General features: G+C 55.6%; 18 protein-coding genes. 6 read left to right on the top strand and 12 right to left on the bottom strand.

What is annotated here, in order from left to right; all coding sequences use genetic code 11:
• Positions 1-95: 95 nt before the first annotated feature.
• The 4 genes from ORG26_RS10625 to pdhA all read right to left on the bottom strand — a co-directional run bounded on the left by ORG26_RS10625 (position 96) and on the right by pdhA (position 4,265).
• Positions 96-1,421 carry an aspartate kinase gene (locus tag ORG26_RS10625; protein ID WP_266369012.1) on the bottom strand — a complete coding sequence of 442 codons (1,326 nt, stop codon included), beginning with the start codon at positions 1,419-1,421 and terminating at the stop codon, positions 96-98.
• Between the two features lie 121 nt (positions 1,422-1,542).
• Positions 1,543-2,043: a 6,7-dimethyl-8-ribityllumazine synthase gene (gene ribH / locus ORG26_RS10620; RefSeq protein WP_266369011.1), complete on the bottom strand. Its 501-nt coding sequence runs from the start codon at positions 2,041-2,043 to the stop codon at positions 1,543-1,545.
• Positions 2,044-2,222: 179 nt separating this feature from the next.
• Positions 2,223-2,924 carry a tetratricopeptide repeat protein gene (locus ORG26_RS10615; protein WP_266369010.1) on the bottom strand — a complete coding sequence of 234 codons (702 nt, stop codon included), beginning with the start codon at positions 2,922-2,924 and terminating at the stop codon, positions 2,223-2,225.
• A 294-nt stretch (positions 2,925-3,218) separates the two neighbouring features.
• Entirely contained in the window at positions 3,219-4,265 is a 1,047-nt protein-coding gene (pdhA, locus tag ORG26_RS10610; protein WP_266369009.1) for a pyruvate dehydrogenase (acetyl-transferring) E1 component subunit alpha, read from the bottom strand.
• 172 nt (positions 4,266-4,437) lie between these two features.
• On the opposite strand from pdhA, the gene recF reads away from it, so the two are divergent.
• Entirely contained in the window at positions 4,438-5,526 is a 1,089-nt protein-coding gene (recF, locus tag ORG26_RS10605) for a DNA replication/repair protein RecF (protein ID WP_266369008.1), read from the top strand.
• Between the two features lie 160 nt (positions 5,527-5,686).
• Positions 5,687-6,199, top strand: coding sequence for a cupin domain-containing protein (locus tag ORG26_RS10600; RefSeq protein WP_266369007.1), 513 nt, complete (start codon positions 5,687-5,689; stop codon positions 6,197-6,199).
• 68 nt (positions 6,200-6,267) lie between these two features.
• Here ORG26_RS10600 and ORG26_RS10595 read toward each other — a convergent pair whose 3' ends face one another.
• The 4 genes from ORG26_RS10595 to rocD all read right to left on the bottom strand — a co-directional run bounded on the left by ORG26_RS10595 (position 6,268) and on the right by rocD (position 10,132).
• Complete coding sequence (locus ORG26_RS10595; RefSeq protein WP_266369006.1) at positions 6,268-7,365, bottom strand: hypothetical protein; 1,098 nt, start codon at positions 7,363-7,365, stop codon at positions 6,268-6,270.
• Positions 7,337-7,918, bottom strand: a complete 582-nt coding sequence (locus tag ORG26_RS10590) for a hypothetical protein (protein ID WP_266369005.1) — start codon at positions 7,916-7,918, stop codon at positions 7,337-7,339. The genes ORG26_RS10595 and ORG26_RS10590 overlap by 29 nt, the downstream gene beginning before the upstream one ends.
• Before the next feature lie 108 nt (positions 7,919-8,026).
• Complete coding sequence (locus ORG26_RS10585; protein WP_323134410.1) at positions 8,027-8,620, bottom strand: RNA polymerase sigma factor; 594 nt, start codon at positions 8,618-8,620, stop codon at positions 8,027-8,029.
• Positions 8,621-8,872: 252 nt separating this feature from the next.
• Positions 8,873-10,132: an ornithine--oxo-acid transaminase gene (gene rocD / locus ORG26_RS10580; protein ID WP_266369003.1), complete on the bottom strand. Its 1,260-nt coding sequence runs from the start codon at positions 10,130-10,132 to the stop codon at positions 8,873-8,875.
• A 135-nt stretch (positions 10,133-10,267) separates the two neighbouring features.
• Between rocD and ORG26_RS10575 the strand changes: the two genes are divergently transcribed.
• Positions 10,268-10,438, top strand: a complete 171-nt coding sequence (locus tag ORG26_RS10575) for a DUF5522 domain-containing protein (RefSeq protein ID WP_266369002.1) — start codon at positions 10,268-10,270, stop codon at positions 10,436-10,438.
• Between the two features lie 168 nt (positions 10,439-10,606).
• Complete coding sequence (gene rpmB, locus ORG26_RS10570) at positions 10,607-10,846, top strand: 50S ribosomal protein L28 (RefSeq protein WP_266369001.1); 240 nt, start codon at positions 10,607-10,609, stop codon at positions 10,844-10,846.
• A gap of 94 nt (positions 10,847-10,940) precedes the next feature.
• Here the strand turns inward: rpmB and ORG26_RS10565 are convergent, their stop codons facing one another.
• Both ORG26_RS10565 and ORG26_RS10560 read right to left on the bottom strand, forming a co-directional pair.
• Positions 10,941-11,987, bottom strand: a complete 1,047-nt coding sequence (locus ORG26_RS10565) for a hypothetical protein (protein ID WP_266369000.1) — start codon at positions 11,985-11,987, stop codon at positions 10,941-10,943.
• Positions 11,988-12,189: 202 nt separating this feature from the next.
• On the bottom strand, positions 12,190-13,449 hold the full coding sequence (locus ORG26_RS10560) for an aspartyl protease family protein (RefSeq protein WP_266368999.1): 1,260 nt from the start codon (positions 13,447-13,449) through the stop codon (positions 12,190-12,192).
• A 200-nt stretch (positions 13,450-13,649) separates the two neighbouring features.
• On the opposite strand from ORG26_RS10560, the gene tpiA reads away from it, so the two are divergent.
• On the top strand, positions 13,650-14,411 hold the full coding sequence (gene tpiA / locus ORG26_RS10555; RefSeq protein WP_266368998.1) for a triose-phosphate isomerase: 762 nt from the start codon (positions 13,650-13,652) through the stop codon (positions 14,409-14,411).
• A 73-nt stretch (positions 14,412-14,484) separates the two neighbouring features.
• Here tpiA and ORG26_RS10550 read toward each other — a convergent pair whose 3' ends face one another.
• Both ORG26_RS10550 and ORG26_RS10545 read right to left on the bottom strand, forming a co-directional pair.
• Complete coding sequence (locus ORG26_RS10550) at positions 14,485-15,867, bottom strand: DUF5723 family protein (RefSeq protein WP_266368997.1); 1,383 nt, start codon at positions 15,865-15,867, stop codon at positions 14,485-14,487.
• Between the two features lie 12 nt (positions 15,868-15,879).
• Positions 15,880-17,784 (bottom strand): RecQ family ATP-dependent DNA helicase, encoded by a 1,905-nt coding sequence (locus ORG26_RS10545; RefSeq protein ID WP_266368996.1) that lies wholly within the window; start codon positions 17,782-17,784, stop codon positions 15,880-15,882.
• Between the two features lie 157 nt (positions 17,785-17,941).
• Between ORG26_RS10545 and msrB the strand changes: the two genes are divergently transcribed.
• Positions 17,942-18,337, top strand: a complete 396-nt coding sequence (gene msrB / locus ORG26_RS10540; protein ID WP_266368995.1) for a peptide-methionine (R)-S-oxide reductase MsrB — start codon at positions 17,942-17,944, stop codon at positions 18,335-18,337.
• The last annotated feature ends 176 nt before the right edge of the window (positions 18,338-18,513 follow it).

Raw genomic sequence — 18,513 nt, 5'->3', positions numbered from 1 at the left:
ATTATGAACCAGGAGTCAGGAGTTATGAATTCAAAGTTAGCGGTAAGATTTGCTTGGACTAACTCTTAATTCACAACTCTTAACTCATAATTATTTTACAGACTGAACAGCCCCGTGTTCAGCGCATTCAGCGCTTCGGCTTTGTAACGGGAGTGCAGCAGCAGCGAGATATTGTGCTCGGTTCCGCCGTAGGAGATCATCCGGACCGGAATATCCTTCAGCGCATTCAGCACCTGGGCGGCAATGCCCGGCATGTCGGCGCTGAAGTTGCCCACCACGCAGATAATCGTCTGGTCGTAATCCGGCTCTTCGAGGTCGCAGAACTGGCCCAGTTCCGCCTGAATGTCTTTCAGGTTCGACAGGTCGTCGATCGTAACCGAAACCGACACCTCCGAGGTGGCCAGCATATCGACCGGCGTTTTGTATTTCTCGAAAATTTCGAAAATCCGGCGCAGGAAGCCGTACGCATTCAGCATCCGCAGCGAGTGAATGTAGAGCGCCGTGATGCCGTCCTTGGCCGCTACGGCTTTGAACACCTGGTCGGAGGTCTTGTCGGCAATCAGCGTTCCCGGTGCCGAAGGGTCCATCGTATTTTTCAGCCGGACGGGCACGCCGTATTTGCGGGCGGGCGTGATGGTCGACGGGTGCAGGATTTTGGCCCCGAAATACGCCAGTTCAGCCGCTTCCTCGAAGGTCAGCTCCCGAATCGGGAACGTGTTTTTCACGATGCGCGGGTCGTTGTTGTGCATACCGTCGATGTCCGTCCAGATCTGGATTTCTTCAGCCCGGATGGCGCCGCCGATGAGCGAGGCCGTGTAGTCAGAACCACCACGCTTGAGGTTATCGACTTCTCCGCGCGGGTTGCGGCAGATAAAGCCCTGGGTCACGATGATGTGCTTGTCGAGGTGCGGCCGCAGCATTTCGCGCAGTTTCCGTTCGATATAATCCAGCTCCGGCTCGCCGTCCGTGTCGATCCGCATAAACTCCAGCGCGGGCAGCAGCAGCGACGAAACACCCTGTTCATCGAGGTAAGCCTGAAACATCTGCGTGCTCAGCAATTCGCCCTCAGCTACCAGTTCCTTTTCGTGTTTGAGTGTAAACGGTTTAATGCGGACCAGCGAACGGATGAACGAGAATTCGTTCTCGATGATCTGCTGCCCGCGGCTCAGTCCGGCTGACGATTTGTAAAGCTCGCGAATGAACGAATCGTAATGGGCCTTCAGGTGTTCGATTTTCTCGGTCGCCTCGTCGTCCTGACCGGCCTTCAGCGACTCGGCGATAGACAGCAGGGCGTTGGTTGTTCCCGACAGGGCAGACAGCACGACCATTTTCTGTCCGTTGTCTCCGGTAATCAGGTTGCGAATTGAGTGCATCCGCTCAGGCTTACCCACCGAGGTTCCGCCAAATTTCCAGACTTGCATTGTTTACAATAGTGAATTAGTGAATTGTGAATGGGCGGTTTGTTGACGATAACTCTGTTGAGTGATTGAGTGAATGAGTGAGTTGTGACGATACACGCCACTCAATCACTCATTCGCTCAATCAATATTTACTGTACACGAACTTCTGCAGTCCGAGCATTTTGATCGCGGTCATGGCGGCTTCGTCGCCTTTGTTGCCGTGTTTGCCGCCGGCGCGGTCGAGGGCCTGCTGCTGGTTGTTGGGGGTGAGGACGCCGAAAATGACGGGCTTGGCGGTCTTCAGCCCCACGTTGGTCAGGCCCTGGGCCACGGCGTGGTTGATGTAGTCGTTGTGCTTGGTTTCGCCCTGGATGACACAGCCGATGGCAATAACGGCGTCGATGTCGTCCCGCTGGGCAAACCACTGCGAAGCCAGCGTCAGTTCAAAACTGCCCGGGACGTTGCCCCGGAGGATGTTGCCGGGTTTGGCGCCGTACTGGATAAGCGTATCGTAGGCCCCTCTGGCCAGGGCTTCGGTCACTTCGGCATTCCATTCCGCCACGACGAGGGCGAAGCGCCGGTGGCTGATGTCCGGCAGGTTTTCGGTAGAAAATTCGCTAAGGTTTTTGAGTTCGGTTGCCATGGTTGTTTTTTTATGGTCGAATGGTTGAGCGGCTAAATGGTCAGCGTTGCCTCATACGTTTCGGTCCGTAAGTTTGACCGTTTAGCCTATACCCGTTGAACCATTCAAAAGCTGATCATAAAAAAAGGACAAAGCCCGCCGGCTTTGTCCTTCGTATGTTGCTTGCTGCTTCGATACGGTTACGACTCGCCGGCCATGCTTTCGAGCATGGATTTATATTTCTTGGCGGTCACCGCTTCGGCCGAAGTCGGGTACTTCTCCAGCAGCTGGTTGTAGGTCTCGATGGCTTCGCTGGTCTGCTTGTTCTGCTCGTACGCAACAGCCAGTTTCATCAGATAACCCGGTGTAAAGAACTTATTCGGCTGATAATCAGCGGCTTTTTTGTAGTAATCAATGGCTTCGCCGTAGGCTTTTTTCTCAGAGTACGCATCTCCGATGAGCGAGTAGGCGCGCGCCTGCACCAGCAGGTCGTCTGAGCTGAAGTTTTTCAGCTTCTCGATAGCCTCATCGAATTTACCCTGTTTCAGCAGAGCTACTCCGGCATAAAAGCTGGCCAGTTTCCCCGCCTTGGTCGCGCTGTAATCGTCAGCCACGGCCAGCAGACCCGGATTCGCTCCGTTGCCGCTCAGGGCTTTCTTCACAGAATCCGCTTCCCATTCGTGGACAGACGGATACATAACCGCCTGGGCTTCCTCATTCTGGCTGCTCAGGTAATAGCGATAGCCGAAATAGCCAACAATCGCCAGCACAATGGCCCCGACGATGCCCAGAACGACATTCCGGTTCTTTTCAAAGAAAAATTCGGCTTTGCCCAACTGATCCGCCAATGCGTCCGGATCTTCCAGAAACTCCAGCTTAGAGCCTGTGTTTTGCTTACTCATGTAAACTGACAAATTTGAGGTGCAAAATTACAAGATTATTGCATAGTAAAAAGAAAAAGCCGGACAAAGTTTTGAGTATTAGACGAGAGACAAGAGACAAGAGATGAGAGAAAAGAGATGAGAGGGGATAAGAGGAAAGAAACAAGAGACAAGGAAAGGGGGACCGGAGAAAAGAAAAGAGAGTGAGGCAGGACCGGAAGCCGGAATTGCACTCACTCTCTTTCTGACTGGAGTTTCTTTGTCCCTTGTCTATTGTCTAAACTCCCCTGTCTTTTCTCTAAACCAAAATCCCATTTATTCCATCAGGAACGGATAATCTTCCATGTAAACGTCCTTGAACGCTTCTTCGGCCGGCGGCAGGGGCGATTCTTCGGCGAACTTCACCGATTCGTCTACCTGGGCTTTGATCTTGCGGTCGATTTCGGCCAGTTCTTCTTCGGTCGCGATGTTGCGCTCCAGAATGCGGGCTTTGATGAGTTCGACCGGGTCACGCTGCTTGTACTGCTCAACCTCCTCTTTGGTGCGGTACTTCTGCGGGTCCGACATCGAGTGGCCCCGGTAGCGGTACGTCCGGAATTCGAGGAAGGTCGGGCCTTCTCCGGCGCGGGCACGGGCGGCGGCACGGCCGACGGCTTCGTGCACCGTTTCGACGTCCATGGCGTCAACCGGCTCAGAAGGCATGTCGTACGCTTCGCCGATGGTGTACAACTCCGTTACGTTCGACGTACGGGCCACGGACGTTCCCATGGCGTAGCCGTTGTTCTCCACCACGAAAATAACCGGCAGTTTCCAGGTCATGGCCATGTTGAAGGCTTCGTGCAGGGCACCCTGACGCACGGCTCCGTCTCCGAAGAAACAGATGCAGAGGTTCTGGGTTTTGTTGTATTTCTCCGCGAAAGCAATCCCGGCACCGAGGGGAATCTGGGCCCCAACGATTCCGTGGCCCCCTACGAAGTTGACGGATTTGTCGAATATGTGCATGGAACCGCCCTTGCCTTTCGACGAGCCCGTCTGCTTGGCAAACAGTTCGGCCATCACGGCCTTCGGGTCCGAGCCCAGCGCCAGCGGAATGCCGTGGTCGCGGTAGGCCGTAATCCATTTATCGTCTTTGGTCAGCGCCGTGTAGGCACCTGACGAGCAGGCTTCCTGACCGATGTATAGGTGGCAGAAACCACGAATCTTCTGCTGCCCGTACAGCTGACCGGCTTTTTCCTCAAACTTGCGTTGCAGCAGCATCGACTCGTACCAGTACAGGTAACGCTCTTTCGGATGGGTCGCTTTGGCGGCGGCCGGCGTTTGTTCCGCCTCGGCACCCCGCTTTGATTTTTCTTTTACTGCCATGTTCTTTGGTGAACGTAGAATAAGATAACCGACGGAAACGGAAATCGTTCACGTGCCGGGACGAACGAATCCAAAGCTTGTTACAACGAAAGGGTCTTTATCTTTGTTGCCACTAAGCACACGCCCGGACGCCGCCGCGAAATTACTGATTTCGTTGTTAACAACCATACCGATGCATTTGGAAAAAATGGCCCTGACCAGCTTCAAGAATTATGAGGACGCTAGTTTTCGCTTTAGTCCGCAATTGAACTGCATCATCGGGCCCAATGGCAGCGGCAAAACCAACCTGCTGGACGCCATTTATTTTCTGTCGCTGACCAAAAGTGCGTTTCACAACCAGGATGCCCTGAGCATTGAACACGAAGCGGATTTTTTCATTGTCGACGGTACGTTTCGCCACGACGACCGGGCTACGCAGATTACCATCAGCCTCCAGCGCGGCCAGCGCAAGGCCGTGCTGTCGGACAAAAAGCCTTACGAACGCATCAGCGAACACATCGGCCGCTTCCCGGTGGTGCTGCTGGCGCCCAACGATACGGACCTGGTGCGCGAACACAGCGAAGACCGCCGCCACTTTTTCGACGGCGTACTCTCGCAGCTCGACAACGATTACCTCCGCGACTACCTGACGTATCAGCACGTGCTGAAGCAGCGGAACGGCCTGCTGAAGATCTTTGCCGAACAGCGCTACCACGACGAGGACCTGCTCGAAACGTACAACGAACCGCTGCTCCAACTGGCCGAACGCATCCACCAGCGCCGCAAAACCTTTATCGCCGATTTTCTGCCCATTGTCCAGAAACATTACGCCTACCTGAGCGACGCCCGGGAAGCCGTGGACATCATTTATGAATCGGAGGTGGCCAACGAGGAGTTTGCCCAGGAGTTTCGCCGGAGCCGCCACAAGGACATTCAGCTACAGCGCACGACGAAAGGGGTACACAAAGACGATTACGTGTTCGAGGCCAATGGCGTGGCGCTCAAGAAATTTGGCTCGCAGGGCCAGCAGAAAACGTTTGTTATCGCCCTGAAGATGGCCCAGTTTGAGCAACTGTACGCCGAGAAAGGCATCAAGCCCATCCTGCTGCTGGACGATATTTTTGATAAACTCGACGACCGCCGCATCGCCAAGCTTATCGAACTGATGGAGCAGGGGGCCTTTGGTCAGATTTTCGTCACCGATGCCCGCCCCGAGCGAACGCAGGAACTGCTGGGGTCGGTGAAAACCGAAGTAGCCTATTTCCGAACGGAAGATAATTGATTGAGTGAATGAGTGATTGAGCGGTTGAGTGAAAGAGCTAGCATTCACCTGTCGTAGCCGTTTACTCAATCACTCATTCGCAATTCACTCAATCAAAAATCCACTCAATCGCTCATTCACAAATCACTCAATCAAAATCCACTCAATCACTCATTGAACCATGCTGCCAGCCTCTTACTGGGTCGAAAAGTACAACATGCAGCCGCATCCCGAGGGTGGCTATTTTACGGAAACTTACCGCGCCGAGGAAACCATTCCGCACGAAGCACTGCCGACCCGTTTTTCCGGCCCGCGCCGTTTTAGCACGGCCATTTATTTTCTGCTGGAGAGTCACCATGTTTCGGCCCTGCACCGCATCCAGGCGGACGAAGTCTGGCATTTTTACGCCGGTGGCCCGCTGAACGTGTACGTGATTACGCCTGAAGGAACGCTGGAAATTATTCGGCTGGGGAGCAATCCGGAGGCTGGCGAGGTGTTTCAGGCCGTGGTGCCTGCCGGATGCTGGTTCGGCTCCAGACCGGCCGAGGGAACCGACTATTCACTAGTGGGCTGCACCGTCGCCCCCGGCTTCGATTTCGCCGATTTCGAAATGGCCGACCGGACGACGATGCTGAATGAATTTCCGGAGCTGGAGGAAGTTGTCAGGGAGTTGACGAAGGAAGGGAATGAATAATGAAGGCTCCGCCTCTTTATCCGATTTGGATTGAGGCGGAGCCTTCATTATTCATTCCTTTACTCATTTCACTGAAACTTCACGTCTCCAAACTTCGAGACGATCCGCACTTTGGGGCCGGCGCCTTTACCGATCTGGCCGGTGTACTGCTTAGTGGTCCGGTAGTGGTAGTGTCGCTGGCCGGACTCATCGGTGTTGGGCTGCGTTTTCAGGATGATACGGCTGTTGTCGGACGGATAGCGAAAGTTGCCGTATTGCACCGTTACGTCGAAGTTACTATTTACGTTTTCGGCGACCGGTAGAACCACCGACGAGTAGTTAGCCAGGATATCCACCATCTCGGCGGAGCGGGGCAGTTGCTCGATCCGGAAGCCACCCGAGAACTCTAGTTTGACTTTACAGGTTTCCCGTAAGGTACCGATTCGGGCACCCGAGTAACCGATGTTAGCGTCAATTTTATTCACTTCGCCAATCTGCATCTTCCCGAATTTGTTGTTCAGAATGATGACGTTGGCTTTGTCGAGCACCAGTTTCGAATACTGAAAATCCAGCTTTCCGTTGTCCATTTCCCGGATTTCGCCGGCTCCAAACTGCACGTCGATGTCCACTTTGTCTCCTTTCAGGTCGGTGGCGTAAAAGTTGCCGAACTTGTTGACGACCGTCAGCGGCGCGTGGAAGCTGGGAATGCTGGTGTTGCCAAACTGGTTTTTGACGGACAGGGCGTTGTTTTTCGGCATGGAAATCGTGTAGTCGATCTGAATGCCGTTTTTATTTTCTTCTTTTTTGCCGTCTTTCCGCCAGACGTTGGTGGACCAGCTGTTGCCGTTGAAGTTGGTTTTATCGATAGACGTCCGAAGAAAGATCTGGTCGCCCTGGCGGCGCTCAATGATTTCGACGCCGTCGAGGTACTGCTGCGCCCGGTCGTCGCTGGTGGCGTTGGCCAGAATGGAGATGTCCACCCGGATTTCGTTGCGGTCCCAGAGGTTGACCTTCACGTGTCCGAACTGATTTTCGATATGCAGTTCGTTGCGGGCGTTGACGTCGTAAACCTTGACAACTGATTTCCGGCGTTCGGCCAGCACTTCGGGGTCTTTTGCCGTTGCCCAGGTCATCGACAGGAGGGAAAGCAAAAGGACATTATATAAGTTGATCCGTTTTCGGTTCATTGTTTTGTTGTTTAATTCGTTGAATGATCATCAGCTGCTGGTTGAGCAGGTCGATCTGGAGTTGCAGGTTCTGCACCATCGCCTGAATCAGCACTTCCTGATTGGGATTCTCGGGCAATTCTTTTCTCAGGTTTTTGTAACTGGCTTCCAGCTGGTTCAGCTCGGTGGAGAACTCCTGATAGAGCACTGGGTTGCTGGCGGTCAGGGTTTTGAGTTCAGCCCGTTTTTCGTCAATCAGCCGGGTATACTGAACAAACTCTCTGGCATGGGCTGGAGCCGCGGCCACCACATCGGGCTGCCGGGTAACCCCGTACTGGTTGTTAAAGTACAGGAAACCGCCCGCCAGTCCGACAATCACCGACACCGATGCCGCAATCTGCCACATCCGCCGGCGGTTGCCGAACGTGTTGTTCACCCATACCGAACCGGCCCAGCGCCGCTCGGGCTGGTGTCCCAGTTCCTGCGCGATGGAATCCCACAGGTCGGCACGGGGCTCAAACGTGTCGAAATCTTCCCGGTTGTCCCGGACGAAGCGTTCCAATTTGCTTTTCATAATTCGTTCAATGGCAATAGTGAATGGGCGAATAGCGAACAGGCGCTGCTTTGCTGGGAGGCAGAAACTGCGGAGCCTGTCCGCTATTCGCCCATTCACTATTCCTTTTTATTTCAATAATTCCAAAAGCCGCTTTTTTGCCCGCATGTACTGAGTCCGGGAGGTGGTCTCGCTGATGCCGAGGACAGCCCCGATTTCCTCATGATCGTAGCCCTCGAACAGGTACAGCGATAACACCACCCGGTATCCTTCTGGCAGGCTCTGCATGGCCCGGCGCACGCGGTCCACTTCGAGCTGGATGCCTTCTTCGTCAAACGGTTCCGAATCCGCCACGTCCGGGCCGTCGTCCTCGCCCAGCCGGTACGAGTCGATGTCCACCCATTGCACCCGGCGGCTGCGCAGGTGGTTGATGGACCGGTTGACGACGATCTGTTTCAGCCACGCCCCGAATGTCGATTGTGAACGAAATGTATGCAGGTTGCCAAAAGCGTCAATAAACGCCTCCTGCAGCACGTCTTCTGCCTCACCCACGTGGTTCAGAATGCGCAGACATACGTTAAACATGGCTTTAGAATAGTGCTTATACAACTCGTACTGCGCTTTCCGGTCACCCTGTTTGCAACGTTCTACCAGTTCGACATGGCGGTCAATGTAAACTTTTGTTTCCAAGCGGGCTGAGGAATCGGGTCGGCTTAAATTCATGGTAATGACACCGGTTAATTAGTACCTGTTGCATGCAGCCCGAAAAATTCTTTCAAAAAATATAATGAAAAAAGCCCCCGGCCGTTTAACGGCGTCAGGGGCGGACGAATGGAATGTCTGAACCTGGATTTCGCTGATTTATGGATTAACTGTGATGCTTCGCCTGAATCAGCCTGCGGTCAATCACTGACTCCTTAAATTTAGGCTCCACCTAAGAAGTTCTAAGGCTGCGAAGCATTCATAGTGAATCCTTTAATCGGCTGAATTCAGGTTCAGAACCGTTTTCTCGATAATGTCGCATGCCTGGTGCATCTGTTCTTCCGTAATCACCAGCGGCGGGGCGAAGCGGATTTTGTCGCCATGCGTGGGTTTGCAGAGCAGGCCGGCCTCTTTCAGCTGCATGCACAGTGCCCAGGCGGTTTCGGAGCCGTACTGCGGCAGGTTTTCGATCACGATGGCGTTCAGCAGACCTTTGCCGCGCACCAGCTTTACCAGAGGGGTTTTGTCGATCAGGGCGTTCATGCGGTCGCGGAAAAGTTGGCCCATGACTTCGGCGTTTTCGGCCAGTCCCTCGTCTTCCACCACCTGCAGGGCCGCCATCGTGACGGCGCAGGCCAGCGGATTGCCGCCGTAGGTCGAGCCGTGTTCGCCGGGGCGGATAGTAAGCATGATTTCGTCGCTGGCCAGCACGGCCGACACCGGCATCGTACCGCCCGAAAGCGCTTTGCCGAGGACCAGAATGTCCGGCTTGACGGCCTCGTGGTCACAGGCCAGCCGGCGGCCCGTCCGGCCGATGCCCGTCTGCACCTCGTCGGCAATGAACAGCACGTTGTACCGGGTACAAAGCTCCCGAACGCCGCGGAGGTAGCCCGCATCCGGCACGACTACGCCCGCTTCGCCCTGGATGGGCTCCACCATAAACCCGGCAATGTCCGGATCGGCTTTGAACGCTTCTTCCAGCGCGGAAAGGTCATTGTAAGGCACCAGCTGATAGCCCGGCAGCAGCGGACCGTAGTCGCTGGTTGAGGAGGGATCGGTCGAGGAGGAGATGGCGGCCATCGTCCGGCCCCAGAAGTTGCCAGTGGCGTAGACGGTCTTAGCCGCGTCCTGCGCAATGCCTTTCACCTTGTAAGCCCATTTGCGCGTTAGTTTCAGGGCCGTTTCGCCGCCTTCTGCGCCGGAGTTCATCATCAGCACCTTGTCGAAGCCGAAGTACTCACAGAGGTATTTTTCGCACTGGCCCAGAATATCGGTATGAAAGGCCCGGGAGGTGAGCGTCAGGCGCTGGGCCTGCCGGATCATGGCGTCCACGATGCGCGGATGGCAGTGGCCCTGGCTGACGGCACTGTAGGCCGATAAAAAGTCGTAATATTGCCGTCCTTCCACATCCCAGACAAAAATGCCCTGCCCGCGTTCGAGCACCACAGGAATCGGATGGTAGTTGTGGGCACCGTATTGCTCTTCGAGTTGGATAGCCCGCTGGGTAGCCGTAAGTGAGGTTAAACTTTCCATAAAAATAACGGATTCCGGTAAGGAAGGGGTTGATTTTTAGCAGGTTGATGATTATTTTTCAAGGTAAGTCCAAACCTGCAGACTCAACGGAAGGTTAGGCTCAAAAGTACAAATAGTTAAACAGTCGCCCAAATCATGCTTGAATTCCGCCGTAAGAAACGAAAGGTCCCGGGCCTCGAAGATGAGGACTATTACATCAGTGAGGAAGGCTACGTGGTGCTGACGGCTGCTTACCACCTCAAACGCGGCTACTGCTGCAAAAACGGCTGCCTGCACTGTCCGTACGGCTTCAAAAAGAAGTTATAAAGCATGATTGAGAAAGACTGAAGAAGCCTTTGCCGCTTCCAAACACGGCTTTAAGCCGGAATATCCTGCCGGACGCCGCATTAATAATTCAGAATTTCCGCGCGGTTAGTTGCATTGTTACCAACTATTTAAGAACTTTGCACGCTCATTCAGAAACCGAGTTTAGTCATGGCACGAGTTTGTCAAATCACTGGAAAACGGACGCGGGTAGGTAATAACGTTTCTCACGCTAACAATAAAACCAAGCGCAAGTTCTATCCGAATCTGCAGAAGAAGCGGTTCTTCCTGGAGTCGTCGGGCGAGTGGATCACCCTGAAGGTGTCTACCTCCGCTATGCGTACGATCAACAAGAACGGCGTGGAAGCTACCCTCCGCAAGGCTTACGAAAAAGGCACGCTGTCTTTCTAAGTTGCCCTCCGTTAAAGATTTCAACGAAAAAGCCGCTTCCTTTCGGAAGCGGCTTTTGTTGTTTCAGGCGGGATCGGTCGAAGCCGCCCCGGTCTTATTCCTTCAGTTCGGGTACTTTGACCGCCGGTTTGGGTTTTGAGGCCGGTTTGATAACGCCCAGCGCCTGGAGAATCATCGGTTTCAGCCGCCTTTTGAGCCGGTTAACGCTCACGCGAACCTGTGAGGACGGACTCAGTTCAACTTTTCCCAGGTACTTTTCGATGTAGGCTCTGGCGTTCGCTTCGGCCTTCCAGTACTGCTCATTGCGCGTGTACGATAAAGTTCCGCTGCCTGAGTCGTCGAACGGAGCGTGACGCACGTAGTCCTCCAGCGGAACGTGCTGAAACCGGTAGCCCCGGTTGTACATGTCGTGCGACCAGACCGTGCCCAGGTCAACGCCGTCCCAGCCGCCGCCGTAGCAGCCAATGTCGCCGGCGGGAAGCGTGTTCTGCCGGTAAAGGGGAACGTTGATCAGGCAGCAGTATTCGTTCAGGCGGCATTCGGGCAGGGGGTGGACCCGCCCGGCTTTGATGACGTCGATATCCCGCTCCTGGCGCGGCGTGTCGAAGGCTTCGTGCAGTTCGATGGCGGCGTTGGGGCTGGGTTTATACTGTTCGAAGGTAGAAGGCGTGCAGACCTTGGCCCAGGAGGCCGGGCAACTCCAGCACTGCCCAATCGAACCGATGCCCGCCAGTTCTTCGGGCGACTGCTTCAGCTTTTCGAGCATGGCCCCGATCATGTCGCCGTGAAAAAGCAGGTCGTTGTGCAGCACACACACGTACTTTTTGTCGCTGTCTTCCAGCGAGTGCTGGAACATGATGCTCTGGCGGTACTCTTTGTCGGAGCGTGTCCGCTCGTAGTCGTTGACGTTCGGGTTAAGAAAATACCGGGGCTGAAAGAGTTTGAAGCGAATGTTTTTCTCCCGAAAGAAGTCCACCACTTTATAAATGCCGTCCCAGTCTTCGTGAGGCTGCTGCCGTTCGATACTCAGGTAGACCTTGTCGATATGCTGTCGACTGTGCTGAAACAGGCTGTGAAGGGTGACGATGGTCTGATACGGTTTCCCAAAAAAAGAAAGGGAAACGTCAACTTTGCGGTTCATTTTATGGTCTGTTAAGTACAGTTACGTGATGATGAGCGGGCTGAGCGGGAGAGATATAAATGTAAGACAAAATCAATGCCATTCAAAAACATTTTCATATGTGTACGTTAGGGCCGCCGAGATTTTATTTAACGTAAAAAAACCGTTCGCGCACCGGCGTCAGAAGCGGTGCACGAACGGCTGTAAGCGGAAGACAAAAAGCCTAAATCATTCGTTTGAGAACAATCTCGGTAAAGAAGACCCGGCCGCTTCGGCGGACGATCAGCCCAACGGCCTTGCCTTCTCCTTTCTGCATGATTTTGTAGATCTCGCTGATATTCAGTTGCCCGGCCGGGGCGTTGTTGATAAACAAAAGCTCGTCGCCTTCTTCCAGTCCGGCCTGGGCGGCGGGGGAATCGTCGATGATCCGTTCGACCACGTAGTTGCGCAGGTCGGTGCCCCGGGCCTTCAGTTCCATGCCGCTCATGTCGTGTTCAAACGACTCCTTGAGCATCCGCTTCACCGGCTTCAGCACTAAGTATTTATCGGCATAGTTCAGCGTCACGCGGAAACGGCGGAGAATCTCGCAGCCGATATTCCCGTTCCGCTCGGTGTTGCCGGCCTGAATCTTCATGCCGAACGCCACGCTGTCCGGAAACGACGCCACCACGTTTTCCATTTCGTAGTTCCCGAACTTGATTTTCTGTATCCGGCCCAGATTGCCGTTGATGACGCCGCTCAGCCCCCGGCCCAGCTGCGCCCGGATGACCTTGTCGGGCAGGCGGATGTCGTCGCCGGTACCCCGCCGGTTAATGAGCAGCGCGTGGCCCGCGCCGGTGTCGATCACCACCCGGATCGGCATGGTTTTGCCGTTGTCGACCAGCGCCAGAACGTCCGTATATGGCTTGGTGTCCTGAATCATGATCGGGTACCGGATGCCGTGCGAACGCCGGTACCGGTACGTGGTCGGCTGTTTCAGGATGAGCTCCTTCCGCATGAAGTCGATAGTGACCACAAAGTTGTTGAAGACCTCAAAGCCGAAAATGCCGTGAACCGGAATACCGACATATTCCGACAGTTTCAGAATATCCTGGTCCAGCACGACAATGTTCTGATGAGCCCCGCGCATGGCTCCCATGTTGATCACGTTGTCGATGGCAACGGAGGCCTGAAGCTGCCCGCCTTCGCCCGCGCCGGAGAGCTTCACTTTGCGGGTGTATTTCAGCGACATTTTCCGGACCGCCTCCGGATCGGTAATGATGGTCGAGCTGACGCCCGTGTCCAGAATAAAATGCAGCGTGTCCGAATTGTTGATAAAAACGGGAACGATAATCAGGTTGGAGTGGAGCTGGAAGGGAATACGGGTGATTTTGCGGTTCTGCGTGAGGTAGAACCCATATCGATCCTGCTCCTTTTTATCGTCACCGGCGTAGCCAGTGAGCCAGCCGGTAATCCAGACTAGTACTAAGAGGAGCCGTTTCATGGCAGTAAAGAGTCAAACCATGTGAAAATATACAATTTTTAACGGTAAAAACACAATAGTATGCAAAGGGTTGCACCGGTTGATGGGCGGCACGGGGAAAACTGCTAATTTCGCGCGTCAACTTTCTGAAAAAACCTGGTTTACACCAAATTTCAGAAGGCTTTTCACTTGAGTAAAAGTTCAGTAAGTAAACAAAAGTTATGCGAAAAAAGATTGTTGCCGGTAACTGGAAAATGAACAAAACGGCGGAAGAGGCCGTAGCCCTGACCTCCGAGGTCGTAAACATGATTGGCGATGAGGTGACGGGCGATGTGCAGGTGGTACTCTGCGTGCCGTCTGTCTACCTGACCACCCTTCGGCAGTACCTGACCGGCCGCGTGGCGCTGGGTGCCCAGAACTGCCACGAAAAAGCCTCCGGTGCCTACACCGGCGAGGTTTCCGCCCCGATGCTGAAGTCGATTGGCGTGCAGTACGTCATTCTCGGCCACAGCGAGCGCCGTCAGTATTTCAACGAAACCAATGAGCAGCTGGCCGAGAAGGTCAACATCGCGCTGGCCAATAACCTGACGCCGATCTTCTGCTGCGGCGAATCGCTCGACCTCCGCCAGAGCGGCGATTTTGTCGGCTTTGTCGCCAGCCAGCTGACCGATAGCCTGTTCCACCTCTCGCCGGAGGAGTTCGGCAAAATCGTGATCGCCTACGAACCCATCTGGGCCATCGGCACCGGACTGACCGCTTCGGCCGCCCAGGCCCAGGAGATGCATGCGGCCCTGCGCCAGCATATCGCCGCAAAATACGGCCCCGAAGTAGCCGACAACACGACGATTCTGTACGGCGGCAGCGCCAACGCCCAGAACGCCGAAGAACTCTTCGCCTGCCCCGACGTGGACGGCGGCCTCATCGGCGGCGCTTCCCTCAAGTCCCGGGACTTCACGACCGTTGTCAAAGGAGTTAAGAATTAAGAGTTAAGAGTTAAAAGTAGGCTCCGCTTGGTCATAACCTGACTAAGCGGAGCCTACTTTTAACTCTTAACTCTTAATTTTTAACTGATTGTAGTTTCCAGGCCGAAATGCCGAGCCAGAAAACGGTGCTGCGGTTTTCGGCGCTGCGGTTGAAGAAGTGATTGAGATCGCTCATGCCCACGGCAATCGGTCCGAGCCGGGCGGAGAGGCCCACGGCTACCCGGTTGTCCGGCCCGATAAAGGAAACGGGCAGGGCTATTTCCGAATCTTCGTCTTCAAAACGCGGGGTGATAATCAACTGGCTGGGGTAAACCTCGCGCCCGCCAAGGTTCTGCACCCGCAGGGCGTTGACGTAAAACGCCGGGGAAAGCCGCAGGTCGGCTTCCAGATGCATCGTGCGCGGCAGATTCACGGTCTCAGCGAGATACTGGCCGGTGCTGTTGCTGCGCGAGGCCAGATACTCCAGCGGCGCGTTTCCGAAGCGGTCCAATTCGTCCTGATTGAAATCCTGTGAGAAACTCCCGCTCTGGGACGTGCCGGACCGGTAATCAATCTGGCCATTGTTGAGCAGCGCCGCCGACAGACGCAGGATGTAAGCCGGACGCAGATCGTCCAGCCCGGCGGCCGAGCGGTTCCGACGGTCCGAGGTCTGGTAGCCGATTTCATAAGTCGCCCCCAGGTCGTAGGCCCAGCCCGTACCGAGGTCGTCGCCCGACAGGCGGAAGCCCTGTCGCGGCACCGAGGACTGGCTCATAAACGCTGCATTCTGGATCGAAAGCGTCTTTTCGTTCGTGCCCGCATTGGTTTGGATGGCGTACTGTCCCGCGGCCGTCAGCGTCCGTCGCTGGGCCGCCACAATCCGGCGAAGGGTTCCGCCGATGCGCAGCCGGTGCAGTTCCCCATTGAAGACCTGCAACCCGTAGGTCAGGCCTGCCTCGGCATAACTCTCATTCGCCAGATTAAAATCAAACGACCCTTCCGCCGGTTGGAGCACCCGGCTGTAAAGGCCGCGTCGGTAGGCGTTGGTCAGCGGCTCGGGCAGGGAGGAGCCCGTCAGGTAGCTCCGGATGCGGGTATGCACCGCGATGGCGTGGGCCCGCCCTAGACTGACCAGCACCGACGGCCCGATCAGCTCGGACCAGCCGTTGGTGGCGGGCGCATTCGTCACCGAACCGATGCCGCGCAGGTCCCGCGCCAGCTGGTCGCTGTACGGAAGACGCAACTGGCCGAAATAGTCGTTGCTGTTGAAATACCGAAACAGGGTCGGATTAACGGTCGAGATACCCGCCGCCGGAATGAGGTGGTACCGGTACCGCGAACCGGCCGCCGCGGATGGATTCTGGAGGACGCGGTACAGCCCGCCGTAATTGCTCGACGACAGGCCGGGCAGCGGCTGGGCTTTCAGCAAAGGCGAAAAAAAGAGGAAGAGAAAGCAAATCAGGTGTGAATGGCGCATAAAAGTTAGTTTTCATTCCGTCGCATGCAAATTCCCCGCCTCGTCGTAATGCAGGACCTTAACGGCCAGCAGTTCACGGACGACGGCGGCCACGTGTTCGTCCGGCAGGTTCAGGCGGTCGGCGAGGTGACGCGGCGAAAGGCCCGCCTCCTGCCCGGCCAGCAGGTGCTGAATCCGTTGCCGAATGCCTTCCACATTGGGCGTTTTGCCCGATTTATTCTGTAAACAGGTATCGCAGATGCCGCAGGCTTCGCCCGGTTCTTCGCCGAAATAGGCCTGAAACAGCCGCGTCCGGCACTGAACCGGATTCTGTACGTAGGCCAGCATCGCCTGCACTTTTCCGACGCTGCGCTGCCTGCTTTCCTCGTATTCCAGGACGTTGATAGGCAGCTGCCGGGCATCAAACCGGGGCGTCAGGAACGTCAGCTGCGGTTTGTCTTTCTGTTTGTCGTACACCAGCACGCCGCGCTGCTGCAACTGGTCGAGCACGGCCACCACGTCGGTTTCCGGACGCAGCGCCGCTTTGGCAATGGACGCTTCCGAAATGGTCATGAACCGCGTGAACAACTCGCCGCCGTACATCCGCAGCAGCAACTTGATGAACGGGTCAAAGGTCGGATTTAGTACCTGAAATTCGTAAATGGCCCGGTTATCGAGCGAAAGCATCACTTTGGACGGATTGTAGAACGCTTCGCTCAGTTCAACGAAGCCCGTCAGCTGAAGCTGGCGGATGGCAAAGTGCGTTTCCGAAACGGGCAGCTGGAAGGTCTGGCAAAACGCGTTCAGGTCGAAATCAATGCTCGTGAACTCCCCGCTGCCGATGGCCAGATTCGCCTGGTTGGCCAGCGCCTGGTAAGTCCGCTTCAGCGCCTCGACCGGCGGAAACTGCTGGATGACCCGCTGCTCGATGTCGGTCAGGTCTTTCTGATTGTAGAGCAGCACGGCGTACGATTTATGGCCGTCGCGGCCCGCCCGCCCGGCTTCCTGGTAATAGGCTTCGAGGTTGTCCGGCACGTCGAGGTGCACCACCACCCGCACGTCCGGTTTGTCGATTCCCATCCCGAAGGCGTTGGTCGCCACCATCACCCGCCGACGGTCGTGCAGCCAGTTATCCTGTTTTTCGGAGCGCTGTTTGGTGTTGAGCCCGGCATGGTAGTAATCGGCGCGGATGCCCTGGTGGTGGAGCCATTCGGCCACGTCCTGCGTCTGTCGGCGGTTCCGGACGTAGACAATCGCCGTTCCGGGCACGCCGTTGAGGATTTTCAGCAGCCGGGCGGCCTTATTTTCTTCCAGAATGGCGGAGTACGAAAGGTTCGGCCGGGCGAAGGTCGTCTGGAACACCCCCGGATTCTGCATTTCGAGTTTTTCGACAATATCCACCTGCACGTCCGGGGTCGCGGTGGCCGTCAGGGCAATGACCGGAACGCCCGGCACCAGTTTCCGGAATTCCGCAATCTGAAGATAAGGCGGCCGAAAATCGTATCCCCAGGCCGATATACAGTGCGCTTCGTCAACGGCGAGCAGGCTCACCTTCATCTGCTTGACGCGTTCGATGAGGATTTCGGTCCGCAGGCGTTCGGGCGAGACGTACAGGAACCGGATGTTGCCGTAGACGCAGTTATCCAGCGCCGTGTCGATTTCCCGGTAGTGCATGCCCGAATACACGGCCACCGCCGAAATACCCCGCCGCCGCAGCTGTTCGACCTGGTCTTTCATCAGCGCAATCAGGGGCGTCACCACGATGCAGACGCCGCCCATCGCCAGCGCCGGAACCTGAAAACAAAGCGATTTGCCCCCGCCGGTCGGCATCAGCACGAGCGTATCGCGGCCCTGCAGCACGTTATTGATCACGTCTTCCTGCACGGGGCGGAAGGCGTCGTAGTTCCAGACTTGCTTAAGGATTTGATGAATCGTCATCGGTCAGGTGGTATTCTGTTGTAAAGATAAGGACTACCGGCTGACGAAAGAGTTTCCTGCCGAGAAACGGTTCGCCGCCGTGCCGCCGATGTCGCCCAAAACCTATCCGCGTCAATCTGCGTTCTCAATCTGCGAACATCTGCGAGAAACCAACCCCATGATCACGAAAGTTCAGAAAACCGACGAAGAATGGCGCCGCATCCTGACGCCCGAACAATATTACGTGACCCGCCAGAAGGGAACCGAGCGCGCCTTCACCGGCGAATACTGCGAAAGCCACGAACCCGGCATCTACCAGTGCGTCTGCTGCGGCACCGACCTCTTTGAGTCGAAGAAGAAATTCGAATCCGGCACCGGCTGGCCCAGTTTTACCGAGCCGCTGAATCCCGAACTCATCCACGAAGAGCAGGATTACGCCTACGGCATGATCCGCACCGAAGTGCTCTGCGCCGTCTGTGACGCGCACCTCGGCCACGTCTTCCCCGACGGCCCCCCGCCGACGGGTCTGCGCTACTGCCTGAACTCGGTAGCCCTGAAATTGAAACGAGAATAATAGGATATTTTAAAGAAAAGGAGCGAATTAGTCCAGTAAAACAGCAGGTTTTGCCGTTTTGTCTGGCTAATTCGTTTTTTTATTGTGACGCGTTTTGGGTAGGACAGTCAAAAGCCCGTAAATGAATAGTTAACAGGCAGCCGGTTCTGTAAGCTACTTACCGTAACTCGCCTCCG

The sequence above is a fragment of the Tellurirhabdus rosea genome, assembly GCF_026278345.1.
Classification (GTDB): Bacteria; Bacteroidota; Bacteroidia; order Cytophagales; family Spirosomataceae; genus Tellurirhabdus; species Tellurirhabdus rosea.
This window is presented reverse-complemented; position numbering and strand designations above follow the sequence as displayed.

What these genes read in the sequence shown, in the direction of transcription:
- ORG26_RS10585 (WP_323134410.1), bottom strand. Translation starts at nt 8,620, where the DNA reads ATGAATTTAAGCCGACCCGATTCCTCAGCCCGCTTGGAAACAAAAGTT.
- ORG26_RS10625 (WP_266369012.1), bottom strand. Translation starts at nt 1,421, where the DNA reads ATGCAAGTCTGGAAATTTGGCGGAACCTCGGTGGGTAAGCCTGAGCGG.
- ORG26_RS10575 (WP_266369002.1), top strand. Translation starts at nt 10,268, where the DNA reads ATGCTTGAATTCCGCCGTAAGAAACGAAAGGTCCCGGGCCTCGAAGAT.
- rpmB (WP_266369001.1), top strand. Translation starts at nt 10,607, where the DNA reads ATGGCACGAGTTTGTCAAATCACTGGAAAACGGACGCGGGTAGGTAAT.
- ORG26_RS10545 (WP_266368996.1), bottom strand. Translation starts at nt 17,784, where the DNA reads ATGACGATTCATCAAATCCTTAAGCAAGTCTGGAACTACGACGCCTTC.
- ORG26_RS10595 (WP_266369006.1), bottom strand. Translation starts at nt 7,365, where the DNA reads ATGAACCGAAAACGGATCAACTTATATAATGTCCTTTTGCTTTCCCTC.
- ORG26_RS10615 (WP_266369010.1), bottom strand. Translation starts at nt 2,924, where the DNA reads ATGAGTAAGCAAAACACAGGCTCTAAGCTGGAGTTTCTGGAAGATCCG.
- tpiA (WP_266368998.1), top strand. Translation starts at nt 13,650, where the DNA reads ATGCGAAAAAAGATTGTTGCCGGTAACTGGAAAATGAACAAAACGGCG.
- ORG26_RS10560 (WP_266368999.1), bottom strand. Translation starts at nt 13,449, where the DNA reads ATGAAACGGCTCCTCTTAGTACTAGTCTGGATTACCGGCTGGCTCACT.
- msrB (WP_266368995.1), top strand. Translation starts at nt 17,942, where the DNA reads ATGATCACGAAAGTTCAGAAAACCGACGAAGAATGGCGCCGCATCCTG.
- ribH (WP_266369011.1), bottom strand. Translation starts at nt 2,043, where the DNA reads ATGGCAACCGAACTCAAAAACCTTAGCGAATTTTCTACCGAAAACCTG.
- rocD (WP_266369003.1), bottom strand. Translation starts at nt 10,132, where the DNA reads ATGGAAAGTTTAACCTCACTTACGGCTACCCAGCGGGCTATCCAACTC.
- ORG26_RS10550 (WP_266368997.1), bottom strand. Translation starts at nt 15,867, where the DNA reads ATGCGCCATTCACACCTGATTTGCTTTCTCTTCCTCTTTTTTTCGCCT.
- ORG26_RS10600 (WP_266369007.1), top strand. Translation starts at nt 5,687, where the DNA reads ATGCTGCCAGCCTCTTACTGGGTCGAAAAGTACAACATGCAGCCGCAT.
- recF (WP_266369008.1), top strand. Translation starts at nt 4,438, where the DNA reads ATGCATTTGGAAAAAATGGCCCTGACCAGCTTCAAGAATTATGAGGAC.
- ORG26_RS10590 (WP_266369005.1), bottom strand. Translation starts at nt 7,918, where the DNA reads ATGAAAAGCAAATTGGAACGCTTCGTCCGGGACAACCGGGAAGATTTC.
- pdhA (WP_266369009.1), bottom strand. Translation starts at nt 4,265, where the DNA reads ATGGCAGTAAAAGAAAAATCAAAGCGGGGTGCCGAGGCGGAACAAACG.
- ORG26_RS10565 (WP_266369000.1), bottom strand. Translation starts at nt 11,987, where the DNA reads ATGAACCGCAAAGTTGACGTTTCCCTTTCTTTTTTTGGGAAACCGTAT.